The following is a 19,527-nucleotide window of genomic DNA, read 5'->3' on the forward strand; positions in this document are numbered from 1 at the left end:
ACCGCGTTCTAGACGCGCGTCTGAGCGGATGCCGACACAGCCTCTGCTTGCCGCACCAGCGACGTGCGCGCCGGCAATCCGTGCCACGCATCAATCACTTCATCGGGCGCAATCGCATCCACGCGATTGAACGGCGGACCGCCCAGCACATGCACGGCGTCGGGCGTACGGCCACGCGGCGTCCAGTGGGCGGGCGACACCGATCCGAACATCACCACCAGCGGGCAGCCCATCGCCGCGGCGATATGCGCAGGCCCGGTATCGACCGAAATCATGCTGTGCGCGATCGCCAGCAACGCTTTCAATCTCGGCAGCGGCAATTCGGTGGCGACCACTTCGACACCGGGCTGCGCCATTCCCTGGCGGATGCCTTCCAGATACGCCGCCTCGTTGGGTGCACCACACAACAAGATCCTGGCATTGGGCAGCTGAGCGTGAATCGCGCTGGCAACACGCGCCCAATGCGCGATCGGCCACTGCTTGTCGTCGTCGCTCGCCGCTCGCACACCGTTCCAGCGGATGGTGCGCTTGTTTGCCGGCTGAAACAGCACCAGCGGGTGCCCGAACAACTCGCGCCGCACCAGCCAGCGATCGCACTCCGCGCGCTCCTGTGCGCTGACCAGCAGCTCTGGCATCGCCGCGGTCGCGCGTGCGACATCGCCGAATGACGCGCGGAACGCCGCCGGCGTGGTGTCGGCCAACTGCAGCAGATGCTCGATCCAATGCTCGCCCGGCTGCAACGGAATGTCGTTGAGAAACACACAGTGATTGTCGGGAATGCCGGCCAGCTTCAACAGCAGCCGGATTCGCGCGAGCGAGCGCGGCTGCGGCTCGCAGACATAGACAGGCACCTGCCGCATTGCACGCAGCGCATGCACGGCACGCCATTGCTCGGGACTCAAAAGAAACGGTCGATGATGCGCCTTGAGCGCGATCACATCCGCCATATCGGGCTGCCCCCGATATAACTCGATGGAGTATTTGCCGATGGCGAACAACTGGCAGGGCTGCCCATAGCGGGCATGCAGCCTGCGCAGCAAGGGCTGCAACAGCAGCGTGTCGCCAAGGCGACCGAAGCGGATGACAAGCGGGCGTAAGGAGGACGTAGACATGCGCAGGTGAAACGCGGTGTGCTCGATGTTGGTTTACGCCATTGACGTGCCGATTCCATGCGCGCAGCTTTCTTGCGCGGAACTTACTTTACGATCCCTTATAGGGATGACACCGTGAAGACGTTGGCCACGTCCTACAGCGCTAGCGCTCACCGACCAGCGGCGTATCCGCATCGGGGCGGTTGTCGGAGGGCGCCTTGATTTCGGCATCGGCCTCGAACAGCCTGTCCAGATCGGCCAAGGCTTCGCGCGTAGTCTGCACCAGCTTGGCTTCGTCGTCGTAGACCAGATATTGAATCTTCATCAGCTCGGCATCCTTGCGGCGGAAATTCTCGACCTCGGCAATCGCCTCTTCCGAACTCAAGCCCAATGCCTCGAGCGCCTTGCGCGTCATCTTGAGGCTCGAAAAAAGCGTTTCGCGAATCGGCTCGTCGATGCCTAAATCCATCAGCCGCCACACGTGTTGGCGATTGCGCGCACGCGCAATGATTTTCAGATCGGGGTAGTGGCGACGCACCACGCGCGCGATACGCAAACTCTCTTCGGGATCGTCGGTAGCCAGCACGAATACGTGCGCCTTGTCGGCCTGCGCCGCACGCAGCAATTCAGGGCGCGCCGGATCGCCGTAGAAAATGTCGTTGGTCCGGCTGAAGCGCTGCACCAGATCCACCTGTTCGACGGAGTGATCCAGCGCGACGAACGGAATGTGCCTCGCGCGCAGCACACGGGATACGATCTGCCCCATGCGGCCGTAGCCCGCGATGATCACGCGCGGCTGATCGGCCACGATGGTGTCGTAAGGACGGGGCGGCTCGGATTTGTGCTGCTTGCCCAGCAGCTTGCCGGTGACGACCACCAGCAAGGGCGTCAACGCCATCGACAGCGTGATCGCCAGCACCAGCAATCCGCTTTGCCGCTCGGCAATCAGTCCGCGTTCCGCCGCCTGTCGCAGCACGACAAACGCGAATTCGCCGCCGCTGGCCAGCAGCACAGCCAAACGCAACGCATCGCCGCGATTCAATCCGCTCGCCGTGAGTCCCAACGGCCACAGCAACAGGCCTTTGACCAGCATCAGCGCAAGCGTGAGCCCGATCACCAGCAACGGCGCCTGCAGCAACAGCTGCACCTGCATCGACATGCCCACGCTGATGAAGAACAACCCCAGCAGCAGCCCCTTGAACGGCTCGATGTTCGATTCCAGTTCGTGGCGATATTCCGAATCGGCGAGCAGCACACCCGCGAGGAAGGCGCCCAGCGTGACCGACACGCCGGTCTCTTCCATCAGCAAGGCCGTGCCCATCACCACCAGCAAGGCGGTGGCGGTCGATACTTCCACCGACTCGGTTCGCGCGACGATGCGAAAGATCGGACGCAACAGGTAACGCCCGCCCACCACCACGGCAACGATCACGGCCACCGTGCGAAGCACGGCCAGCACCTCGATACCGTGGCTGCTCGGCGTGGCCACCAGCAACGGTACGGCGGCAATCAGGGGGATCGCGGCCAGGTCCTGGAACAGCAGGATGGCGAACGATTGGCGCCCATAGGCCGTTCCGGCCTCCTTGCGCTCGGCGAGGATCTGCAAGCCGAATGCGGTCGACGACAAAGCGAGACTGCCGCCGATGATCGCCGCCGCGCCCGACGGCAGGCCAAACCACGCATAAGCAATCACGCCGATCACCGCGCTGCACGCGAACACCTGCAACAGGCCGGTACCGAACACCGCGCGGCGCATCACCCACAAACGTTGCGGCGAGAGTTCCAGGCCGATGACGAAAAGCATCAGCACCACGCCGAATTCGGAGATGGCCGCCACGCCGCCGGGGTTGGCGATCAATCCCAGTTCCGCCGGCCCGATGACGATGCCCGCCACCAGGTAACCCAGCACTGCACCAAGGCGGAACCGCTTGGCGAGCGGTACGGCGATCACCGTCGCCAGCAGGAAAACCACGGCTGTTTGCAGGAAATGATGGCTATCCACGCTAGCTACCTATCGGACTGGTCCTACGAGGACGATTATTTCACGCGCCGACCGACCGGAACGTAAAAAAGTGCTGCTGACGAATCCGTATCGAACATGGGATCATCCGACCCTATGAAACCCATCACGTTCTCCCTCGCCTTACTCCTGCTCTGTTGTGCAAGCATCGCAAGCGCACAGGACAGCGTCCCCGTTTACGGCTACAAGGTCGTGCACACCTATCCGCACGACACCGGCGCCTACACGGAAGGCTTCTTCTACCTCGACGGCAACTTTTACGAAGCCACCGGCGAGGTCGGCCACTCGAGCGTGCGCAAAGTCGACATCAACACCGGCAAGGTGCTGCAGAAAGTCGATTTGCCGCCGCCCGATTACGGCGAGGGTATCGTGGCATGGAAGAACCGGCTGATCGAACTGACCTGGCAGTCGCAGCACGGTTTCATCTACGACCTGCACACGTTCAAGCAGATCGGCAAGTTCGACTATCCCGGCGAAGGCTGGGCGCTTACCGAGGACAGCAAGCACATCTACATGAGCGATGGCACGCCCACGATCCGCGTGCTCGATCCGAACACGCTCAAGCAGACCGGCAAGATCGACGTCACCGCCGACGGCAAGCCTCTGGTCAATCTCAACGAGCTGGAGTGGGTGAAGGGCAAGATTTACGCGAACGTGTGGCTCACTCACGCGATCGTGCAGATCGATCCCGCGACGGGCAAGGTGGTCGGCGTGATCAACCTTACGGGCCTGGGCCCCAATCCGGCCGATCTGACGGATCCCAGCAACGATGTGCTCAACGGCATTGCCTACGACGCCAAGCACGATCGGCTGTTCGTCACCGGCAAGCGCTGGCCGCTGATTTACGAGATTCAACTCACGCCGCCGCAAACAGGCAGCAAGTAAGTCAGGCCGTTTGCAGGCTCAGCAAAACCAACTCGCCTAACCTTTCCACCGCCGGTTCCGCTTCGGCCTCGCTGCGATAAAGCGCGAGGCCGAGTTGTGGCAACGCGGGCAGGTTCGCCGACCGCGGGTCGAGGGCTCGCACATCCGCAGGCAAACCGAACGGCGTACGCACACTGATACCCAACCCCGCCTTCACCGCAGCCCACGTACCCGCCAGGCTTGCACTGGTGAAGGCAATGCGCCACGGGATGCCAGCGCGATCCAGCGCATCGATCGCCGCCGAACGCAACAGGCACGGTGCTTCAAGCACGACCAGCGGCAAGGGTTCGCCCGCTTCGCGCACAGGCTGTTCGTCATGGCTGGCGATCCAGCGCATGGGCAAAGTTTGCACGTGCTGTGAGTGCGCTGCGTGCAAACCGGCTTCCCACGCCAGTGCAAGATCGAGCCGCCCTGCATTCAGCGCATCGAGCAACGCCGTATTGCGTGCGATATGAACTTCGACGCGCAACTTCGGATGCGCGCGTTTGAAGCGTCCCAACACCTCGGGCAACACGCTTTCGCCGAAGTCTTCCTGCATGCCCAGCCGCACGCGCCCTTCGAGCTGCACGCCGCGCACGGCGCTGACGGCTTCGTCGTTGAGTTCCAGCAAGCGTCGCGCATAGCCGAGCATCGTCTCGCCAGCCTCGGTCAGCACCATGCCGCGCCCCGCCTTGCGCAGCAGCGGCGTGCCAGCCTGATCCTCCAGTTTCTTCAGCTGGGCACTGACGGCGGACGTGGAGCGCGCCAGCCGGTCGGCCGCCTTGGCGAAGCTGCCAAGCTCGACGCCGGTGACGAAACTGCGCATGACGTCCAGATCGAAGGTAACTCGCTGCATACAACCATCCATATTTTCGGGATTGTTGATACATAAATTCCCGATTTTCAATATTATGCTGACTCGCTAAGGTGAGCCCGTCAAGTCACCGGGAGCCGACCGCCCATGATCGCGATGCAATACCGCATTGTCCTGCCCGCCGACTACGACATGGGCATCATCCGTCGGCGCATCGCCGAGCGTGGGCACCTGACGGATCGCTTTCCGCACCTCGCGTTCAAGGCCTATCTCTTCTCCGATCGCAGCGCTGCCACGGGCCAGGGGCGGGAAAATCTCTATGCACCGTTCTATCTGTGGCACCACACGGAAGGCATGAACGCTTTTCTCGGCGGCGCTGGGTTTGCCGGCGTCGTCGAGTCATTCGGCCGACCCATCGTGCAAACCTGGTCGGTGTGGCGCGCGGAAACGGCAGCGGATTTGTCCAGTGCCACGCATGCAACGCGCGAACTCATGCCTGTCTCCGCACGCACGACACTTGGCGATCTGCGCGACGCGGAACAAGTTCGCCTGCAGACCGACCTCGATCGCGGCGCACTCGCCGCCGTCAGCGCCTACGATCCCACGCAATGGAACGTATTGCGCTTTCGACTGTGGCGCGGCGCTGTGGAACGACCCGACGGCGACAACGTGGATGTGTATCAGGTCGGCCATATCTCCCAACCGTCATCAAACCACTGAAAAGCAGGAGCAAGACCATGCCTCTCGTCCGTATTGCTTTGCGCCGCGGCAAATCCCCGGCCTACATCGCCGCGCTGCGTAACGGCATCTACGATGCCATGCGCGAATCCTTCAGCGTGCCGGAGAACGATCGCTTCATCCTGGTCAGCCAGCACGACGCCGACGAATTCGATTACGACCCCGGCTATCTCGGCATCGCGCGCACCGACGATCTGGTGATCGTACAGATCGCGTGCAACAACACGCGCACCGTCGAACAAAAGCAGGCGTTTTATCGCGCGGTCGCCGACAAACTGGCGGCGAACCCAGGCGTACGCAAGGAAGACGTGCTGATCAATCTGCTGGAAACCGCCAAGGAAAACTGGTCGTTCGGCAACGGCATTGCGCAGTACGTCTAGTGCACTACGGGTGGATGCGCAGCGGATGATCCATGCCGGAAATGGTGGCTGCCATCATCCGTTGTACCACCGGCAACTGCACCAGTTGCGGTGCCACCACGTTGCGGATTCGCGCAAGCGCTGCAGGCTTGCCGCGCATCAGACGCGTCACCACGGCAATTTTCTTCACGATGTCGTGATGCACCGGTTCGCGCAGCAATGCGTACTCGCGCATACGCTGCAGGCTTCCCTCCATCGCATCGGCTGCACAGTGCGCGAACACCCACGCATCCTCGATCCCCAGATTCATGCCGCGCGCACCCAGCGGCGAGTGGATGTGCGCGGCATCGCCGCCGAGCGCCACGCGCCCGACGCACGCGCGGCTGGCGAGGCGATGCCCGATGCGGAACGTCGATTGCCACTCCACTCGGCCAGTCACGCAGCCTTCCGGCAACTGCGCGAGGGGATCCGCGGTGTTGGCGATCACACGCCAGATGTCGTCGCGCAGCGCCACCATGAACATGAAACCATCGGGCAGCAAAACCACATGCGCGCGTTGCGGATCGAGCGTCGTACGCAGTTGTATGTCCCACAACTGCCAGGGTTCCGGAAGCGTGGTGCCTTCGAAAGCCAGACCCAATTGCTGTCGCACCGCGCTGCGCGCACCGTCCGCGCCGAAGGCGAGAGCAGCCGTGGCGGTCTCCTCCTGTCCATCGGCATGCCGCAAGGTCATCAACACACGATCGGTATCCTGCTGCAGCGTCTGCAGCGATGTCCCGCGTTCGACGGTTACGCCGCGTTCTTCCAGTGCCTTGTTGAGCAACGTTTCGGTGCGCGCCTGGGACAGGCCGATCAGCGGCTGGCCCGGCAGCAGTTTCAGCACGTCGAGCGTGGCGACGACCTTTGCGCCACGATGCATGCACGCCCCAACGAGGCGCACGCCTTCGGTCATGATGCGTGCGGCTACACCGCTATCGTGCAGAATTTCCAGCGTGCGCGGATTCACCAGCAACGCCTTGGATGTCGTGCTCGGTTCCGGCGCGGCATCGATGATGCGCACTGCCACGCCGCGATGCGCCAGAAAAAGCGCTGCGGCAAGTCCCGTAGGACCTGCGCCAACGATCAGGACCGGTGCACGGGCAGTAGCTGTCATGGCGAGCGCGTCCTGGCTGACTGGCTCGCACGATAATCCAGCGCACCTGCGCGCCGGATGTGTCGGACGTCAGGGTGTCATTCGCCGCGCAGCCAGCGCGCGGCGTCGATGGCAAAATACGTGAGGATGGCGTCGGCGCCCGCGCGCTTGAACGCGGTGAGCGATTCGAGCACCACGGCGCGTTCGTCCAGCCAACCGTTCTGCGCCGCTGCTTTGAGCATGGCGTATTCGCCGCTGACCTGATAGACGAAGGTCGGCACGCCGAAGGCGTCCTTCACGCGGCGCAGCACGTCCAAATACGGCATGCCCGGCTTCACCATCACCGCGTCGGCGCCTTCGGCGATATCCAGTTCCACTTCGCGCAGCGCTTCGTCGCTGTTGCCGATATCCATCTGGTAGGTGTGCTTGTTGCCCTTGCCAAGATTCGCCGCCGAACCCACCGCATCGCGGAATGGACCGTAGAACGCGGAGGCGTATTTGGCGGAATAGGCAAGAATGCGCGTGTGGATATGACCGGCGTTTTCCAGCGCTTCGCGAATGGCGCCGATGCGGCCGTCCATCATGTCCGACGGCGCCACGAAATCCATGCCTGCATCGGCTTGCGCCAGCGACATCTTGATGAGCGCTTCGACGGTCGGTTCGTTCATCACGTAGCCGTGCTCGTCGATCAAGCCATCCTGGCCATGCGTGGTGTAGGGATCGAGCGCCACGTCGCCGATCAAGCCAAGATCGGGATACTTCGCTTTCAGCGCACGCGTGGCACGTTGCATCAGGCCCTGCGGATTCCACGCTTCGGCCGCATCCTCGCTTTTCACGGCTCCGCCCGGCGACGGAAACAGCGCCAGCGCCGGAATGCCCAGGCGCACGCATTCGCCGGCGATCTTGAGCAAGCCATCGATGGACACGCGATCCACGCCCGGCATCGACGGCACCGGTTCGCGCTTGCCTTCGCCTTCGATCACGAACGCCACCATGATCAGGTCGCTGGGCAACAGCGTGTGTTCGCGCATCAATGCGCGGGAGAAGGCATCGCGGCGCATGCGACGCATGCGGATGGCGGGAAAGTTCATGCCAGGCATCTCTTGCAAGGTGTCCGCATAGTTTAACGCTGTGAAGGCCGTCACGCGGCCTGACCAAACGTCACACGCGCCTCGACTCAGTTTCTGAGATGCGCTGAGCTGAAAATTAACGCGCGTTTCCGTCTACGCAAGACTCATACATGGAATGTGCGATCTTTGGGTGGTGCACGTTCCCCTTCCCCAGGAGTTGCGTCATGAATCACAGCGCCACGCGTACCCCGCACTGGACCACGCCCGAAGGCATGAAATACCTCGGCCCGCACGAAGGCACGGAACCGATCGAAGTGACTGTCGTGTTACGACGCCGCCAAGGCGCCGTGCCGACGCCTGCAGCATGGCCACATCCCCCGCGCTGGGTGCGCGGCGAATACGGCAAGCATTTCGGTGCCGATCCGCTCGACCTGGACAGTCTTCGCGGTTTTGCGAGCAAGCATGGACTCACCGAAGCCAGCAACGATCTTCTTCGTCGCGTGTTGCGCCTTCGTGGCACGCCCTCCGCCCTTGAGCAGGCCTTCAGCGTCAAACTCGGCAAATACCAGCTCAATGGGTACGGACCGTTTGTCGGCTGCGGCCACGCACCGACGCTTCCGCCCGAAGCCATAGCGGTGCTGGGGCTGGATCGTCGACCGGTCGCACGCCCGCAATTTCGCAAGCCCCTGGCTCAGCCCAGCAGCAGCTTTACGCCGATCCAGATCGGCCAGCTTTACAACTTTCCGGCGGGCACGGACGGCACCGGCGAAACCATCGGCATCATCGAGCTGGGCGGCGGCTTCAGCACCACCGATCTCAACACCTATTTCAGCGGTCTTGGCATCACGCCGCCGAAGGTGATCGCGGTTTCCGTCGATGGCGGACAGAACCAGCCGGGCGGCGGCGACGCGGACATCGAAGTGATGCTGGATATCGAAATGGCTGGCGCTCTGGCGCCTGGCGCAACGATCGCGGTGTATTTCACGCCCAATACCGATCAGGGTTTTTACGACGCGATTTCGCAGGCCGCTCACGACACCACCAACAAACCTTCGGTGATTTCCATCAGCTGGGGCGGCCCCGAGGACAGCTGGAACAGCGCTTCGCGCACCGCGATGGAGACAGCGCTGCAGGATGCCGCGGCATTGGGTGTCACCGTGACGGTCGCAGCCGGCGACAACGGCTCCAGCGACGGTGAAAGCGATGGCCAGCCGCACGTGGACTTCCCTGCATCCAGCCCCTACTCGCTCGCCTGCGGCGGCACCACGCTGGACACGAGCGGCACCACCATCCAAAGCGAAGTGGTGTGGAACGAAACCGCCAGCAACGAAGGCGCGACGGGCGGCGGCGTCAGCATCGAATACGACCTGCCGACCTGGCAGCAGAACGCAAACGTTCCAAAATCTCCCAGCGGCAGCGCGGGGCGTGGTGTGCCCGACGTCGCCGGCAACGCGGACCCGGCGACCGGCTACCAGGTGCTGGCGGACGGACAGTCGCAGGTGATCGGCGGCACCAGCGCCGTCGCGCCATTGTGGGCTGCGCTGATCGCACGCCTGAACCAGAAGCTCGGCACACCCGTGGGCGATGTGCACGCTGCCCTGTATCAAATCGGCGAGTCGGCGTTTCGCGATATTACGCAGGGCAACAACGGCTCGTATCAGGCGGGGCCCGGCTGGGATGCGTGCACGGGACTGGGCAGTCCCAATGGCCAGGCCCTGCTCAATGCGCTGACCGCATTGAAAGGGCCGTAGCGATTTTCGGCCTTCGACCCATGAGGCAACGGGCCGGCACGCACGACATCGCCGGCCCGTTTTTCCGTATAGGCCTAAGCCCAAACTGGACGAACGGAGCGACACAGGGCAGTCTTGTCGGGCTAGTCGTCTGGATGCCCCATGGATCGCTCCGCCACCACCCCCACCCTGCTTGCCGACCTTGGCGGCACGAACGTCCGTTTCGCGCTCGCCGACACCACTTCATCCACGCCGTTGCTGATGGATAGCGTCAGGCGCTATCGCGTGAAGGATTTCGGCACACTGGCCGACACGATTCGCCAGTACTTCACCGACACCGGCCACACGGCATCGCACGCCATCATCGCGGCGGCCGGGCGCATCGCCAACGGCGAAACGGTGCAGATCACCAACAATCCCTGGGCGGTTTCCGCGCACGGACTGCAGGCCGAACTCGGGTTCGACGGCGTGCGGCTGGTGAACGATTTCGCCGCTCAGGGCATGTCGATTCCGTTGTTGCAAAAAGACCAGCTGCAAGCCGTTGGCGCAGCGTTGCCACCGGAACACGACCACAAGTCGGCGCAAACCTTCGTGGTGATGGGTCCCGGCACTGGGCTCGGCGTAGCCGGGCTGCTGCTGCGCTTCGGTCACTGGATCGTGCTGGAAACCGAAGGCGGTCATGCCGGCTTCGCCGCGCACACGGCCGAAGACGTGGAGATCCTGCATCGGCTCAACGCCCGTTTCGGTCGCGTTTCCAACGAACGCATGATCTGCGGCAATGGCCTGGTGAATCTCTACCTAGCGTTGGCCGACATCAACGGCCAGCGAGCTGAGGAATACACGCCCGAAGACATCACCGCGCGCGCCAGCGATAGCAGCGATGCGCTGTGCGTGCGAACGGTCGAAACGTTGGCCGGCATCTTCGGCAGCGTTGCCGGCGATCTCGTGCTGAGCCTGGGCGGCTGGGATGGCGTCTATCTCACCGGCGGCGTGCTGAAAATTTTGATGCCCTGGCTGCAGAGCGGCGGTTTCCGCGAGCGCTTCGAGGCAAAGGGTCGTTTCCGCGACACGATGGAACATGTACCGACGATTGCCATCACGCATCCCGAACCCGGCCTGCTTGGCGCCGCCGCGCTGGCGGTACTGGACACCGGCAAGGCTCTGCCGCAGCAGGGCTGAGCGGACACCTCGATCACATCGACGGACATTGCCTCATGCCCCGCTCGAGCACCGCTTTCCTTTTCGACCTCGACGGCACGCTGATCGACAGCGTCTACCAACACGTGCTTGCGTGGAAGGAATCGCTGGACCGCGAAGGTGTTGTGCTGCCGGTGTGGAGCATCCATCGCAAGATCGGCATGAGCGGCGGACTGTTCACCAACATCCTGTTGCGCGAAACCGGCCTGGACATCACGCCAGAGCGCATCCAGCGCCTGCAGCAATGGCACGCGGAAGCCTTTAACCGCCACCACACGCAAGGCTCGGTAAGGCCGCTGCCGGGTGCGCGCGAATTGCTGGATTTCCTCACCGCGGAAAACATTCCCTGGGCGATCGCCACCAGTGGACGCATGCAAACGGCCGCACACAATCTCGCCGCACTTGGGGTCGATCCGGACAAGGTCCCGGTGGTGACGCGCGACATGGTGCGTCACGCCAAGCCCGATCCCGACCTGTTCCTTGCTGCGGCGGAACGCCTGGGCGTGGACATCCATCAAGCCCTGGTCGTTGGCGACAGCATCTGGGACATGCTCGCCGCTCAGCGCGCACGAGCCTTGGGCATCGGCCTGCTTTCCGGTGGCTATGGCCAGGACGAACTGCAGCGCTCGGGCGCATTCCGTGTGTACGACGACCCGGCCGATCTGCTGCGGCACATCGACGAAGTCGCGGCCCGCGACTGATAGCCACAGGTCATCAAAAACGACCCTGGTGCGTTATGGTGCCTTGGGGAAAGTGGCCAGGTAGGGGTATGTTCAAAACATCGCTGTTTGCTGTCAGCGCGCTGGCCGCAGGTTTGGCGTTCGCGACGGTCGCATCCGCGCAGTCCTCGTCACCCGCTATAACGGTGAATGGCGCCAAGCCCGACGCCTCGCCATACCAACCCGCTCCGGATAATCCGAACCCACCTGTCCCGGACAAGGACATCTACTGCCTGCCGGCCATCGAGCAGTTCCTGCCTGGCGACTACTACGCCTGCGAAGCACGTGCCGCTTACGGCCGGAACAAGTTCCGAAAGATGATCGACATGCTGCAGGAGTCCGCATACTGGGCCAACAAGGGCGCCCAGTACGCGCTTGGTCTGGCTTACTTCAACGGCGACATGACCGATGTGCCACTGAATCGCCCGCTTGGTCTCGCGTGGCTGGCGTTGGCAGCGGAACGCAAGAATCAGCAATATCAGCTCGCGTATGCCAGCGCGCGCTCCGAAGCCACACCGCAGGAATATCAACAGGCATCGACACTGTGGCGGCAAATGCTCCTCAAATACGGGGACAAGGTCGCCGCGAAACGCGCCATCCTGCGCTTCAACCAAACCATCGCAGACATTGACGAAGCGGCGCGCGAAGGCGGCATAGTCTATCTGCCGGGCTACGCACCTTATCCGCAAAGCGCCTTCGTCGTGGCCAACAAGCTTCACGACCAAGCCACCGCCGATTTCGAAAACATCGGCGGAACCGTGGTGGTGGGCAAGCCCGAGTGGCTGCATGGGCAGCAACCCGCAAGCGCTTCGTCGACCTCGACGACAGCGCAATAAGTCTCACCGGGTGGCTCGAGCGCGATGCCCGGACGATCCGGGTTCGCTCCGCGCCACACCTTGCTGCGAATGATCGGTGGCGAAGACCTATCCGCCCGGTGCGAGCAGGGCGTCGAGATCGGCCTGATCGAAGCTGAGCTTCTCGCGCGTACCGCCACCTTCCAGCACGGCCTGGGCCAATTCCGCCTTGCGCGCCTTCAGTTCTTCGATGCGCTCTTCGACGGTGCCCGCGGTAATCAGGCGGAACACGAACACGGGCTTGTCCTGACCGATGCGATGCGCACGATCGCTCGCCTGCGCCTCGGCAGCGGGATTCCACCACGGATCGTAGTGGATCACCGTGTCTGCAGCGGTGAGGTTGAGTCCGACGCCACCGGCTTTCAATGACAGCAGGAACAGCGGCACGTCGCCTTCCTGGAAGCGTTGCACAGGTTCGGCGCGATCGCGCGTCTCGCCGGTCAGCATCACGTAGCGAATGCGGTGACGCTCCAGCTCGTTGGCGATCAGCTTGAGCATTTCGGTGAATTGCGAGAACAGCAGCACCTTGCGGCCTTCGGCGAGCAGCGCGGGCAACATGTCCATCAGCAACTCGAACTTCGCCGAGTCGCGCACGCCACGCGCAGCTTCCAGCTTCACCAGACGCGGATCGCAGCAGACCTGGCGCAGCTTGAGCAACGCATCGAGCACTACGATGCCGCTGTGCGCGATGCCACGCTGCGCGATCACTTCGCGCAATTCATCCGCCAGCGAAAGGCGCAGGCTTTCGTAGAGTTCTCGCTGGCGTCCGTCGAGCACCACGCGACGGGTGATCTCCGTCTTGGACGGCAGCTCCGACGCCACCTGCGATTTGGTCCGGCGCAGGATGAACGGCGCGAGGCGGCGATTGAGGCGCGCCTGGCAGTCTTCGTCGTGCTGCTTTTCGATCGGCACGCGGTAGTGACGACGGAACGCACCCTCGTCGCCGAGCAAACCGGGCACGGCAAGATCGACCTGCGACCACAGTTCGCCCAGATGATTTTCCAGCGGCGTACCGGTGAGGCAGACGCAGCGTGGCGCGCGCAAGGTAAGCGCGGCGCGGCGCGCCTGCGTGCGCGGATTTTTCACTTGCTGCGCTTCGTCGAACACGATCAACGAGAAAGGCTGCTTGCGCAGCGTGACGACGTCGCGCGGCAACAGCGCGTAGCTGGTGAGCACGATGTCCTGCGAAGCGATCTGCGAGAAATCGCCGCTGCGCTGCGGACCGTGCAACGCCAGCGCACGCAGCGAAGGCGCGAAGCGTGCGATCTCGGCCAGCCAGTTCGGAATGAGGCTGGTCGGCACCACAATCAGTGCGGGCTCTTGCAGCGCGCCGCGTTCTTTCAGCGCCAGCAGATGCGTGATCAGCTGGAGCGTCTTGCCCAGACCCATGTCGTCCGCGAGCACGCCACCCACGCCGGCTTCGGCCAGCGCATTCAACCACCGCAGGCCTTCGCGCTGATACGGACGCAATTCGACGGTGAGGCCTTCCGGTATCGCGTCGCTGGCACGCTCGGCGGCATCGCGCAGGCGCGCCGTGAATCCGCGCAGTTGCTCGGGCGCCTGCAGCTCGCCGCCACTGGGCAGGGCTTCGACGATCTCTTCCAGGCGGCCGGCCTGCACACGCGGCAGGTGCAGTTTTTTCTTGGGCTTTTCGAGATATTCGGCCAGCGGCGCGAGCAGGCCACGCAGTTCTTTCAGGCGCACGGGCACGCGGCGGCGTTCGTCGACCGGCGCGTACCACACGGCGTCTTCCGGCTCGTTCGGTGCAGGACTCAGATTGAGCTGATGTTCGGCAAGCGCCTGCGCCACAGCGGGCAGCAGGTTGCGGCGCTTGCCCTCGACCTCGATGCCGATTTCCAGATCGAAGGCGTGATCGTCCGCGTCTTCGACGACGTTGCCGTACCAGCGCACCGGACCTTCGAGCACTTCGAATGGAAAACTCGGCGCGTACTCGAGCAGGAAACCTTCGGCTTCGAGTTTCGGCCGCAGCGCAAGCCAGCGCGCGGGCGTGTTCACTTCAAGTGCGCCCGCATGACCTTTGCCGGGGAACAGCCAGGCGTCTTCGGGCAAGGTGTCGGCGAGGTCCCACGGCAGGCCTTCGGTATCGACACCGAGCGTGAGGCCGGCGCGCTCCAGCTGCTCCATCGTGGACAACTCTTCGGCACGCCGGCGCGTGATCTCCACCAACTGGCCATTGCGCACGCGACGCACCAGCGGCTCGCCACCGCGCCCGGGCAGGCGCTCGCCGGCGTAATCGAAGGCGAGCCGCGCATAGGCCAGCGGCGGCGTGCCCGCGGCCAATCGTGCATGGCGGGTGAGCGCGTGCAGCGTCAGCACCGGCTTGGGCGCGAGTTCCGCGCGGCGCAGTTCTTCGAACACCTGCGGCAGCGGAATGCGCTGCGCCAGGCGGCTGGACGGCAGGATGCGCCGCAGGCTGCGGCCGTACTCGTGCTTGAGCGGCGGCAGGTCGAGCCAATGCGTTTCTTCGGGATCGGCTTCGAGATGACCCAGTTCGGCACGCTCGGCGTCGAGGAACCACAGTCCATCCACGCGCAGCAGGCGCTGGCTGTGCGGAAGCGCCGGAAGCAGGCGCTGGCTGCCATCGTGCTCCAGATGCCAATGCCAGTTCAGCTGGTGCGATTTGCCGCGTGACAGGCGCAATCCGGCGAGACCGCCCAGGAAACACGGTGCGCAGTCGAGCATTTCCGCCAGCAGTGCATTGCCGACATGCCCCGCCAGTCTCGCGTAGCTGCGCGACTTGCGCGGCGTCTGCGGCAACCCGAGCACGGCCGTGGCGAGCCGCTGCTCGTGTGGTTGCAGCGCGCTGTGCGTCACCGCTTTGCTTTCCAACGGCGCCGGGCGCGCGAACCGCCCGTGTTCGACGGGCGTCAGCAGAACGGGAGCGGCATCCAGGCGCGCGTAGGGCGCACCCTCCTCGGGCACTACCTCGAAAAAGAAACCGAGCACGACGTGTTCGTGCGCAGCCGCTGTCGCCGGTCTGGCCAGCAGCTTGCGCCATACGCCGGGCAGGCTCTCCTCGCCGCGCTCATCCTTTGCCGCGGATGGATCGCCTTGGTGTTTCTCGTCCGGTACGTGCATGCGCATGCGATCCCTGGAGCGATCAAAACCTTGAGCTTAGCAGCGATCCGGGTCGATACCGCAAGCGGATATGGACATCCGTGATTTCAATCGCTCAGTAGGGTCCAAACAGACCCTTCGGATACTCAGGTTTTTGCTCGCGCGCCATCAGGGCCTTGAGGCCCTCGACCGGCGTCACCTCGCCATGCAGCACGGCACGCACGCCCTTGCTGATGGGCAGATCCAGGTCGTGCTTGTCGGCCAGGCGCACCACCTCGTCGGCGGTGACGACGCTTTCGACCACCTGGCCGATCTGCGCCACCGCTTCATGAATGCCGATGCCCTGCCCCAGTGCGATGCCCAACCGTCGATTGCGGGAAAGATCGCCGGTGCAGGTCAGCACGAGGTCGCCCAGACCGGACAAACCCATCAGCGTTTCCGGTCGCGCACCCAACGCAACACCGAGGCGCAGCATCTCGTTCATGCCGCGGGTGATCAGACCGGCGCGCGCGTTCAGGCCCAGCTGCATGCCGTCGGCAACGCCCGTGGCGACCGCCAGCACGTTCTTCATCGCACCGCCAAGTTCGGCGCCCAGCACATCCTTGCCGGTGTAGGCGCGGAAGTTGGGCGCATGCAGCAGTGTGGCGATCTGCTGGGCAAACGCCTCGTCTTCCGAATGCACGGTCACGGCACTGGGCATGCCGCCCGCCACCTCGCGCGCAAACGACGGACCGGTGATCACTGCGGCCGCGCGGCCCGGCAGCTTTTCAGCCACCAGCTCATGCAGGAAGCGACCCGTACCCGGCTCGAAACCCTTGGTCGCCCACGCGATGTTGGCGGCGGGATCGAGCAGCGGCACGATTTCGTCCAGCATTTCGGCAAACGCATGGCTAGGCACCACGATCAGCACGATCGTGGCGCCATGGAGTGCGTTGGCCAGATCGGGCTCGAAGGCGAGCCCCGCAGGCAGTTCGAGATCCGGCAGGTAGCGCTGGTTGCGCCGCGTGGCCGCCATCGCCGCCAGCGCAGCCGCATTGCGGCCCCACAAGCGGGTGGGAACACCATTGCGCGCAGCCAGCGTCGCCAGGGCCGTGCCCCAGGAACCCGCACCCAGAACGGCCAGAATCGGCTGGTCGCTCATGGTGTTCGCTCAGCTATTGAGCGTCGGAGCCTCACCGCCCGCCACCCGGCGCTGCTGCTCGGCATAGAGGGCTTCGAAATTGATCGGCTGGAGCAGGAACGGCGGGAAACCGCCTTCCTGAACGAGCGCGGAGATCACCTGGCGCGCATAGGGGAACAACAGGTTCGGGCAGTAGCTGCCGATGATGCCGGCGTGGTCGGCCTCGGTGAAGCCGGCGATGCCGAACAGACCGGCCTGGTGCACTTCGGCCAGATAAGCGGTGCGATCGTTCACGGTGCAGGTGAGGGTCAGGCTCAGCACCACTTCGTACATGTCACTGCCCAGGCCGGTAGCGCGCTGGGTCAGGTTCAGCTGGACCTGGGGAGCCTCGTTCAGCTCGCCCACTTCCTGGAAGATCTGCGGCGCGTTGGGGGCCTCGAAGGACACGTCCTTCACGTAGATCTTCTGCAACATCAGCTGCGGCTGGTTGGCCTGGCCGTTGGCGATGACTTCTGCCATGGGAATTCCTCAGTTCGAATAGGCTGGCGCGTAATGCGCAAAGGAGAGGATTGTTCCATAGATTCCCGGGTTCCGTCATGCGGCGGCGCCCTCGCCCTACCCCGGGGCTTTCGGAACAGGCGGCCTTCTCGCTCCCTCGCAGGCAGCCCACAGGACGGGCCGTTGCTCAAATATTGCGCATACGCTTGTTTTTCTGAGACAATGCGCGGCTCGCCCCCAACCGACCCGATCTTTCGGGCATGTCCACGACGCGATGTGGACCTCACGGCGCACGGCGAACGCAACACCCTCCAGCATCGCGTGGCGCAAGGCGCCGCTGGGCCGATGTCGCCCTGGCCAACGGGCGGTAAACGAAATTACGGAGGTCATCATGGCCCGTGTATGCCAAGTCACCGGAAAGGGTGTGCAGACCGGCAACAACGTCTCGCACGCCAACAACAAGACCCGTCGCCGCTGGTTGCCCAACCTGCATGAGCGTCGGTTCTGGGTTCCCAGCGAAAACCGTTGGGTGAAACTGCGCGTCTCCAACCAGGCGCTGCGCACCATCGACAAGAAGGGCATCGAGGCCGTGATCGCCGACCTGCGTGCCCGCGGCGAAAAGATCTAAGGGAGCTGAGCCATGTCCAAGAGCAAGAGCGACAAGATCCGTTTGATCTCCTCGGCCGGCACCGGTCACTTCTACACCACGCAGAAGAACAAGAAGAACACACCGGACAAGTTCGAATTCAAGAAATACGATCCGGTCGTGCGCAAGCACGTGATCTACAAGGAAGGCAAGATCAAGTGATCCGCCATCCCGGCGAAAGCCGGGATCAGGTCTTCCGACGAAAACCCGCCCTGGTGGCGGGTTTTCTTTTGCCTGCATTTTCTGCACGCCATCAAAAAGCAAAAGAAAAAGCCCGCCAGCGGCGGGCTTTTTCAACGATTCGTTTGGACGTCCGTATCAGTGGGCGACCAACGCGTAGCTCTTAAGGCGTTGCGCGAATTCCTGTAGCGCACGAATACCGCTCTGCTCGGCCTCGGCAATCCACTGCTGCAGACCTTTCAAGGCTTGCTCTGCGCCACGCTGCTCCATCAGTTCGGCGAGGCGGCTACGGAATTCGCATACCGTGCTGAGCATCGGACGCTTCGCCAAGACAGCCTGCATGCGCTCGCGGCCTTCGCCATCGAGCCAGCGACCGCCGTCGGCAAGTGCACGACGCAAACGGCGCGGCGTAGCCTTGATGCCTTCGCCCGCATGCTGCGCTTCGTCGCGCAGGGTGGGCACGATGACGTGACGGTAGTAGTCGGTCATCGCCTGGAAGCGATGGGTGAGCACGGCCTTGAGCGTCTCGGCGTCGGGCAGGTGCACGTTCGGGCGCACGTCCAGCGTCGGCGCCACGCGCAGCACCTTGGCGAGGCCGACGGCGCGCAGCAGGCAGATCATCGCCCAGCCGATATCGAACTCCCACTTGCGCAGCGCGAACTTGGCCGAGCTCGGGAAGGCGTGGTGGTTGTTGTGCAGCTCTTCGCCACCGATCCAGAAACCCCACGGAATGAGGTTGGTCGCGGTGTCGGAGCTTTCGAAGTTGCGATAGCCCCACCAGTGGCCGATGCCGTTGACGAAACCGGCGGCCCAGAACGGAATCCACGCCATCTGGATACCCCAGATGGCCAGGCCGACCACGCCGAACAGCGCGACATTGATGATCATCATCAGCGCCGGCCCCCAATACGGATGACCGGTGTAGAGCTTGCGCTCGACCCAGTCGTCGGGGGTTCCGCGGCCGTACTTCTCGAGGTCTTCCTTCACCAGGCTGGCGTCGCGGTAAAGCGCCACGCCGTCCCAGAAGACCTTCTTGATGCCGTAGATCTGCGGGCTATGCGGATCTTCCTCGGTTTCCACCTTGGCGTGGTGCTTGCGATGCACCGCTACCCATTCCTTGGTGACCATGCCCGTGGTGAGCCAGCCCCAGAAACGGAAGAAATTCGCAATGGCCGGATGCAGGTCGATGCCGCGGTGCGTCTGGCAGCGATGCAGATAAAGGGTGACCGTGAAAATGGTGATCTGCGTGACCACCAGCAGATAAACCAGAATCGCCACCCAGCCGGCTTGGCTCAGGCCGCCGGCAAGAAAATGCAGCACAGCATCTAACATCGTGTGATAACCCGGGAACGTTGAAAAGGCAGTCTAGTCGAGGGCG

At 63.6% G+C, this 19,527-nt stretch carries 18 protein-coding genes; 9 read left to right on the top strand and 9 right to left on the bottom strand.

Annotated elements, in window-relative coordinates:
* Positions 1 to 8: 8 nt before the first annotated feature.
* Both DWU99_RS09535 and DWU99_RS09540 read right to left on the bottom strand, forming a co-directional pair.
* On the bottom strand, positions 9 to 1,112 hold the full coding sequence (locus DWU99_RS09535) for a glycosyltransferase family 9 protein (protein WP_115477811.1): 1,104 nt from the start codon (positions 1,110 to 1,112) through the stop codon (positions 9 to 11).
* A 142-nt stretch (positions 1,113 to 1,254) separates the two neighbouring features.
* Positions 1,255 to 3,093 carry a monovalent cation:proton antiporter-2 (CPA2) family protein gene (locus DWU99_RS09540; RefSeq protein ID WP_115477812.1) on the bottom strand — a complete coding sequence of 613 codons (1,839 nt, stop codon included), beginning with the start codon at positions 3,091 to 3,093 and terminating at the stop codon, positions 1,255 to 1,257.
* Positions 3,094 to 3,207: 114 nt separating this feature from the next.
* Here DWU99_RS09540 and DWU99_RS09545 point away from each other — a divergent pair, with 114 nt between their 5' ends.
* Positions 3,208 to 3,996: a glutaminyl-peptide cyclotransferase gene (locus DWU99_RS09545; RefSeq protein WP_115477813.1), complete on the top strand. Its 789-nt coding sequence runs from the start codon at positions 3,208 to 3,210 to the stop codon at positions 3,994 to 3,996.
* Position 3,997: 1 nt separating this feature from the next.
* Here DWU99_RS09545 and DWU99_RS09550 read toward each other — a convergent pair whose 3' ends face one another.
* Positions 3,998 to 4,870 (bottom strand): LysR substrate-binding domain-containing protein, encoded by an 873-nt coding sequence (locus tag DWU99_RS09550; protein ID WP_115477814.1) that lies wholly within the window; start codon positions 4,868 to 4,870, stop codon positions 3,998 to 4,000.
* A 105-nt stretch (positions 4,871 to 4,975) separates the two neighbouring features.
* Between DWU99_RS09550 and DWU99_RS09555 the strand changes: the two genes are divergently transcribed.
* Together DWU99_RS09555 and DWU99_RS09560 are read left to right on the top strand one after the other, a co-directional pair.
* Positions 4,976 to 5,548 carry a DUF4865 family protein gene (locus tag DWU99_RS09555; RefSeq protein WP_115477815.1) on the top strand — a complete coding sequence of 191 codons (573 nt, stop codon included), beginning with the start codon at positions 4,976 to 4,978 and terminating at the stop codon, positions 5,546 to 5,548.
* Between the two features lie 17 nt (positions 5,549 to 5,565).
* Positions 5,566 to 5,946: a tautomerase family protein gene (locus DWU99_RS09560; protein ID WP_115477816.1), complete on the top strand. Its 381-nt coding sequence runs from the start codon at positions 5,566 to 5,568 to the stop codon at positions 5,944 to 5,946.
* Between the two features lie 4 nt (positions 5,947 to 5,950).
* Here the strand turns inward: DWU99_RS09560 and DWU99_RS09565 are convergent, their stop codons facing one another.
* Both DWU99_RS09565 and hemB read right to left on the bottom strand, forming a co-directional pair.
* Complete coding sequence (locus DWU99_RS09565) at positions 5,951 to 7,078, bottom strand: FAD-dependent oxidoreductase (protein ID WP_115477817.1); 1,128 nt, start codon at positions 7,076 to 7,078, stop codon at positions 5,951 to 5,953.
* Between the two features lie 77 nt (positions 7,079 to 7,155).
* On the bottom strand, positions 7,156 to 8,148 hold the full coding sequence (hemB, locus tag DWU99_RS09570; RefSeq protein ID WP_115477818.1) for a porphobilinogen synthase: 993 nt from the start codon (positions 8,146 to 8,148) through the stop codon (positions 7,156 to 7,158).
* Between the two features lie 203 nt (positions 8,149 to 8,351).
* On the opposite strand from hemB, the gene DWU99_RS09575 reads away from it, so the two are divergent.
* The 4 genes from DWU99_RS09575 to DWU99_RS09590 all read left to right on the top strand — a co-directional run bounded on the left by DWU99_RS09575 (position 8,352) and on the right by DWU99_RS09590 (position 12,609).
* Positions 8,352 to 9,878 (top strand): S53 family peptidase, encoded by a 1,527-nt coding sequence (locus DWU99_RS09575; protein WP_115477819.1) that lies wholly within the window; start codon positions 8,352 to 8,354, stop codon positions 9,876 to 9,878.
* Positions 9,879 to 10,019: 141 nt separating this feature from the next.
* Positions 10,020 to 11,036: a glucokinase gene (glk, locus tag DWU99_RS09580; protein ID WP_115477820.1), complete on the top strand. Its 1,017-nt coding sequence runs from the start codon at positions 10,020 to 10,022 to the stop codon at positions 11,034 to 11,036.
* A 35-nt stretch (positions 11,037 to 11,071) separates the two neighbouring features.
* Positions 11,072 to 11,755, top strand: a complete 684-nt coding sequence (locus tag DWU99_RS09585; protein WP_115477821.1) for an HAD family hydrolase — start codon at positions 11,072 to 11,074, stop codon at positions 11,753 to 11,755.
* Between the two features lie 68 nt (positions 11,756 to 11,823).
* A complete protein-coding gene (locus DWU99_RS09590; RefSeq protein WP_115477822.1) occupies positions 11,824 to 12,609 on the top strand; it encodes a hypothetical protein in 786 nt (261 codons plus the stop codon).
* Positions 12,610 to 12,696: 87 nt separating this feature from the next.
* On the opposite strand, the gene DWU99_RS09595 is transcribed toward DWU99_RS09590, so the two are convergent.
* The 3 genes from DWU99_RS09595 to secB form a co-directional block, all read right to left on the bottom strand.
* Complete coding sequence (locus DWU99_RS09595; RefSeq protein ID WP_115478159.1) at positions 12,697 to 15,726, bottom strand: DEAD/DEAH box helicase; 3,030 nt, start codon at positions 15,724 to 15,726, stop codon at positions 12,697 to 12,699.
* Between the two features lie 94 nt (positions 15,727 to 15,820).
* On the bottom strand, positions 15,821 to 16,846 hold the full coding sequence (locus DWU99_RS09600; RefSeq protein ID WP_115477823.1) for an NAD(P)H-dependent glycerol-3-phosphate dehydrogenase: 1,026 nt from the start codon (positions 16,844 to 16,846) through the stop codon (positions 15,821 to 15,823).
* A gap of 9 nt (positions 16,847 to 16,855) precedes the next feature.
* Positions 16,856 to 17,344: a protein-export chaperone SecB gene (gene secB / locus DWU99_RS09605; protein ID WP_115477824.1), complete on the bottom strand. Its 489-nt coding sequence runs from the start codon at positions 17,342 to 17,344 to the stop codon at positions 16,856 to 16,858.
* A gap of 370 nt (positions 17,345 to 17,714) precedes the next feature.
* On the opposite strand from secB, the gene rpmB reads away from it, so the two are divergent.
* A complete protein-coding gene (gene rpmB / locus DWU99_RS09610; protein ID WP_115477825.1) occupies positions 17,715 to 17,951 on the top strand; it encodes a 50S ribosomal protein L28 in 237 nt (78 codons plus the stop codon).
* Positions 17,952 to 17,963: 12 nt separating this feature from the next.
* A complete protein-coding gene (rpmG, locus tag DWU99_RS09615) occupies positions 17,964 to 18,131 on the top strand; it encodes a 50S ribosomal protein L33 (protein ID WP_026635435.1) in 168 nt (55 codons plus the stop codon).
* Between the two features lie 156 nt (positions 18,132 to 18,287).
* Here the strand turns inward: rpmG and DWU99_RS09620 are convergent, their stop codons facing one another.
* Positions 18,288 to 19,481, bottom strand: a complete 1,194-nt coding sequence (locus DWU99_RS09620) for a DesA family fatty acid desaturase (protein WP_115477826.1) — start codon at positions 19,479 to 19,481, stop codon at positions 18,288 to 18,290.
* Positions 19,482 to 19,527 lie beyond the last annotated feature (46 nt).

This window comes from Dyella psychrodurans, assembly GCF_003363265.1.
GTDB classification, from domain to species: domain Bacteria; phylum Pseudomonadota; class Gammaproteobacteria; order Xanthomonadales; family Rhodanobacteraceae; genus Dyella_B; species Dyella_B psychrodurans.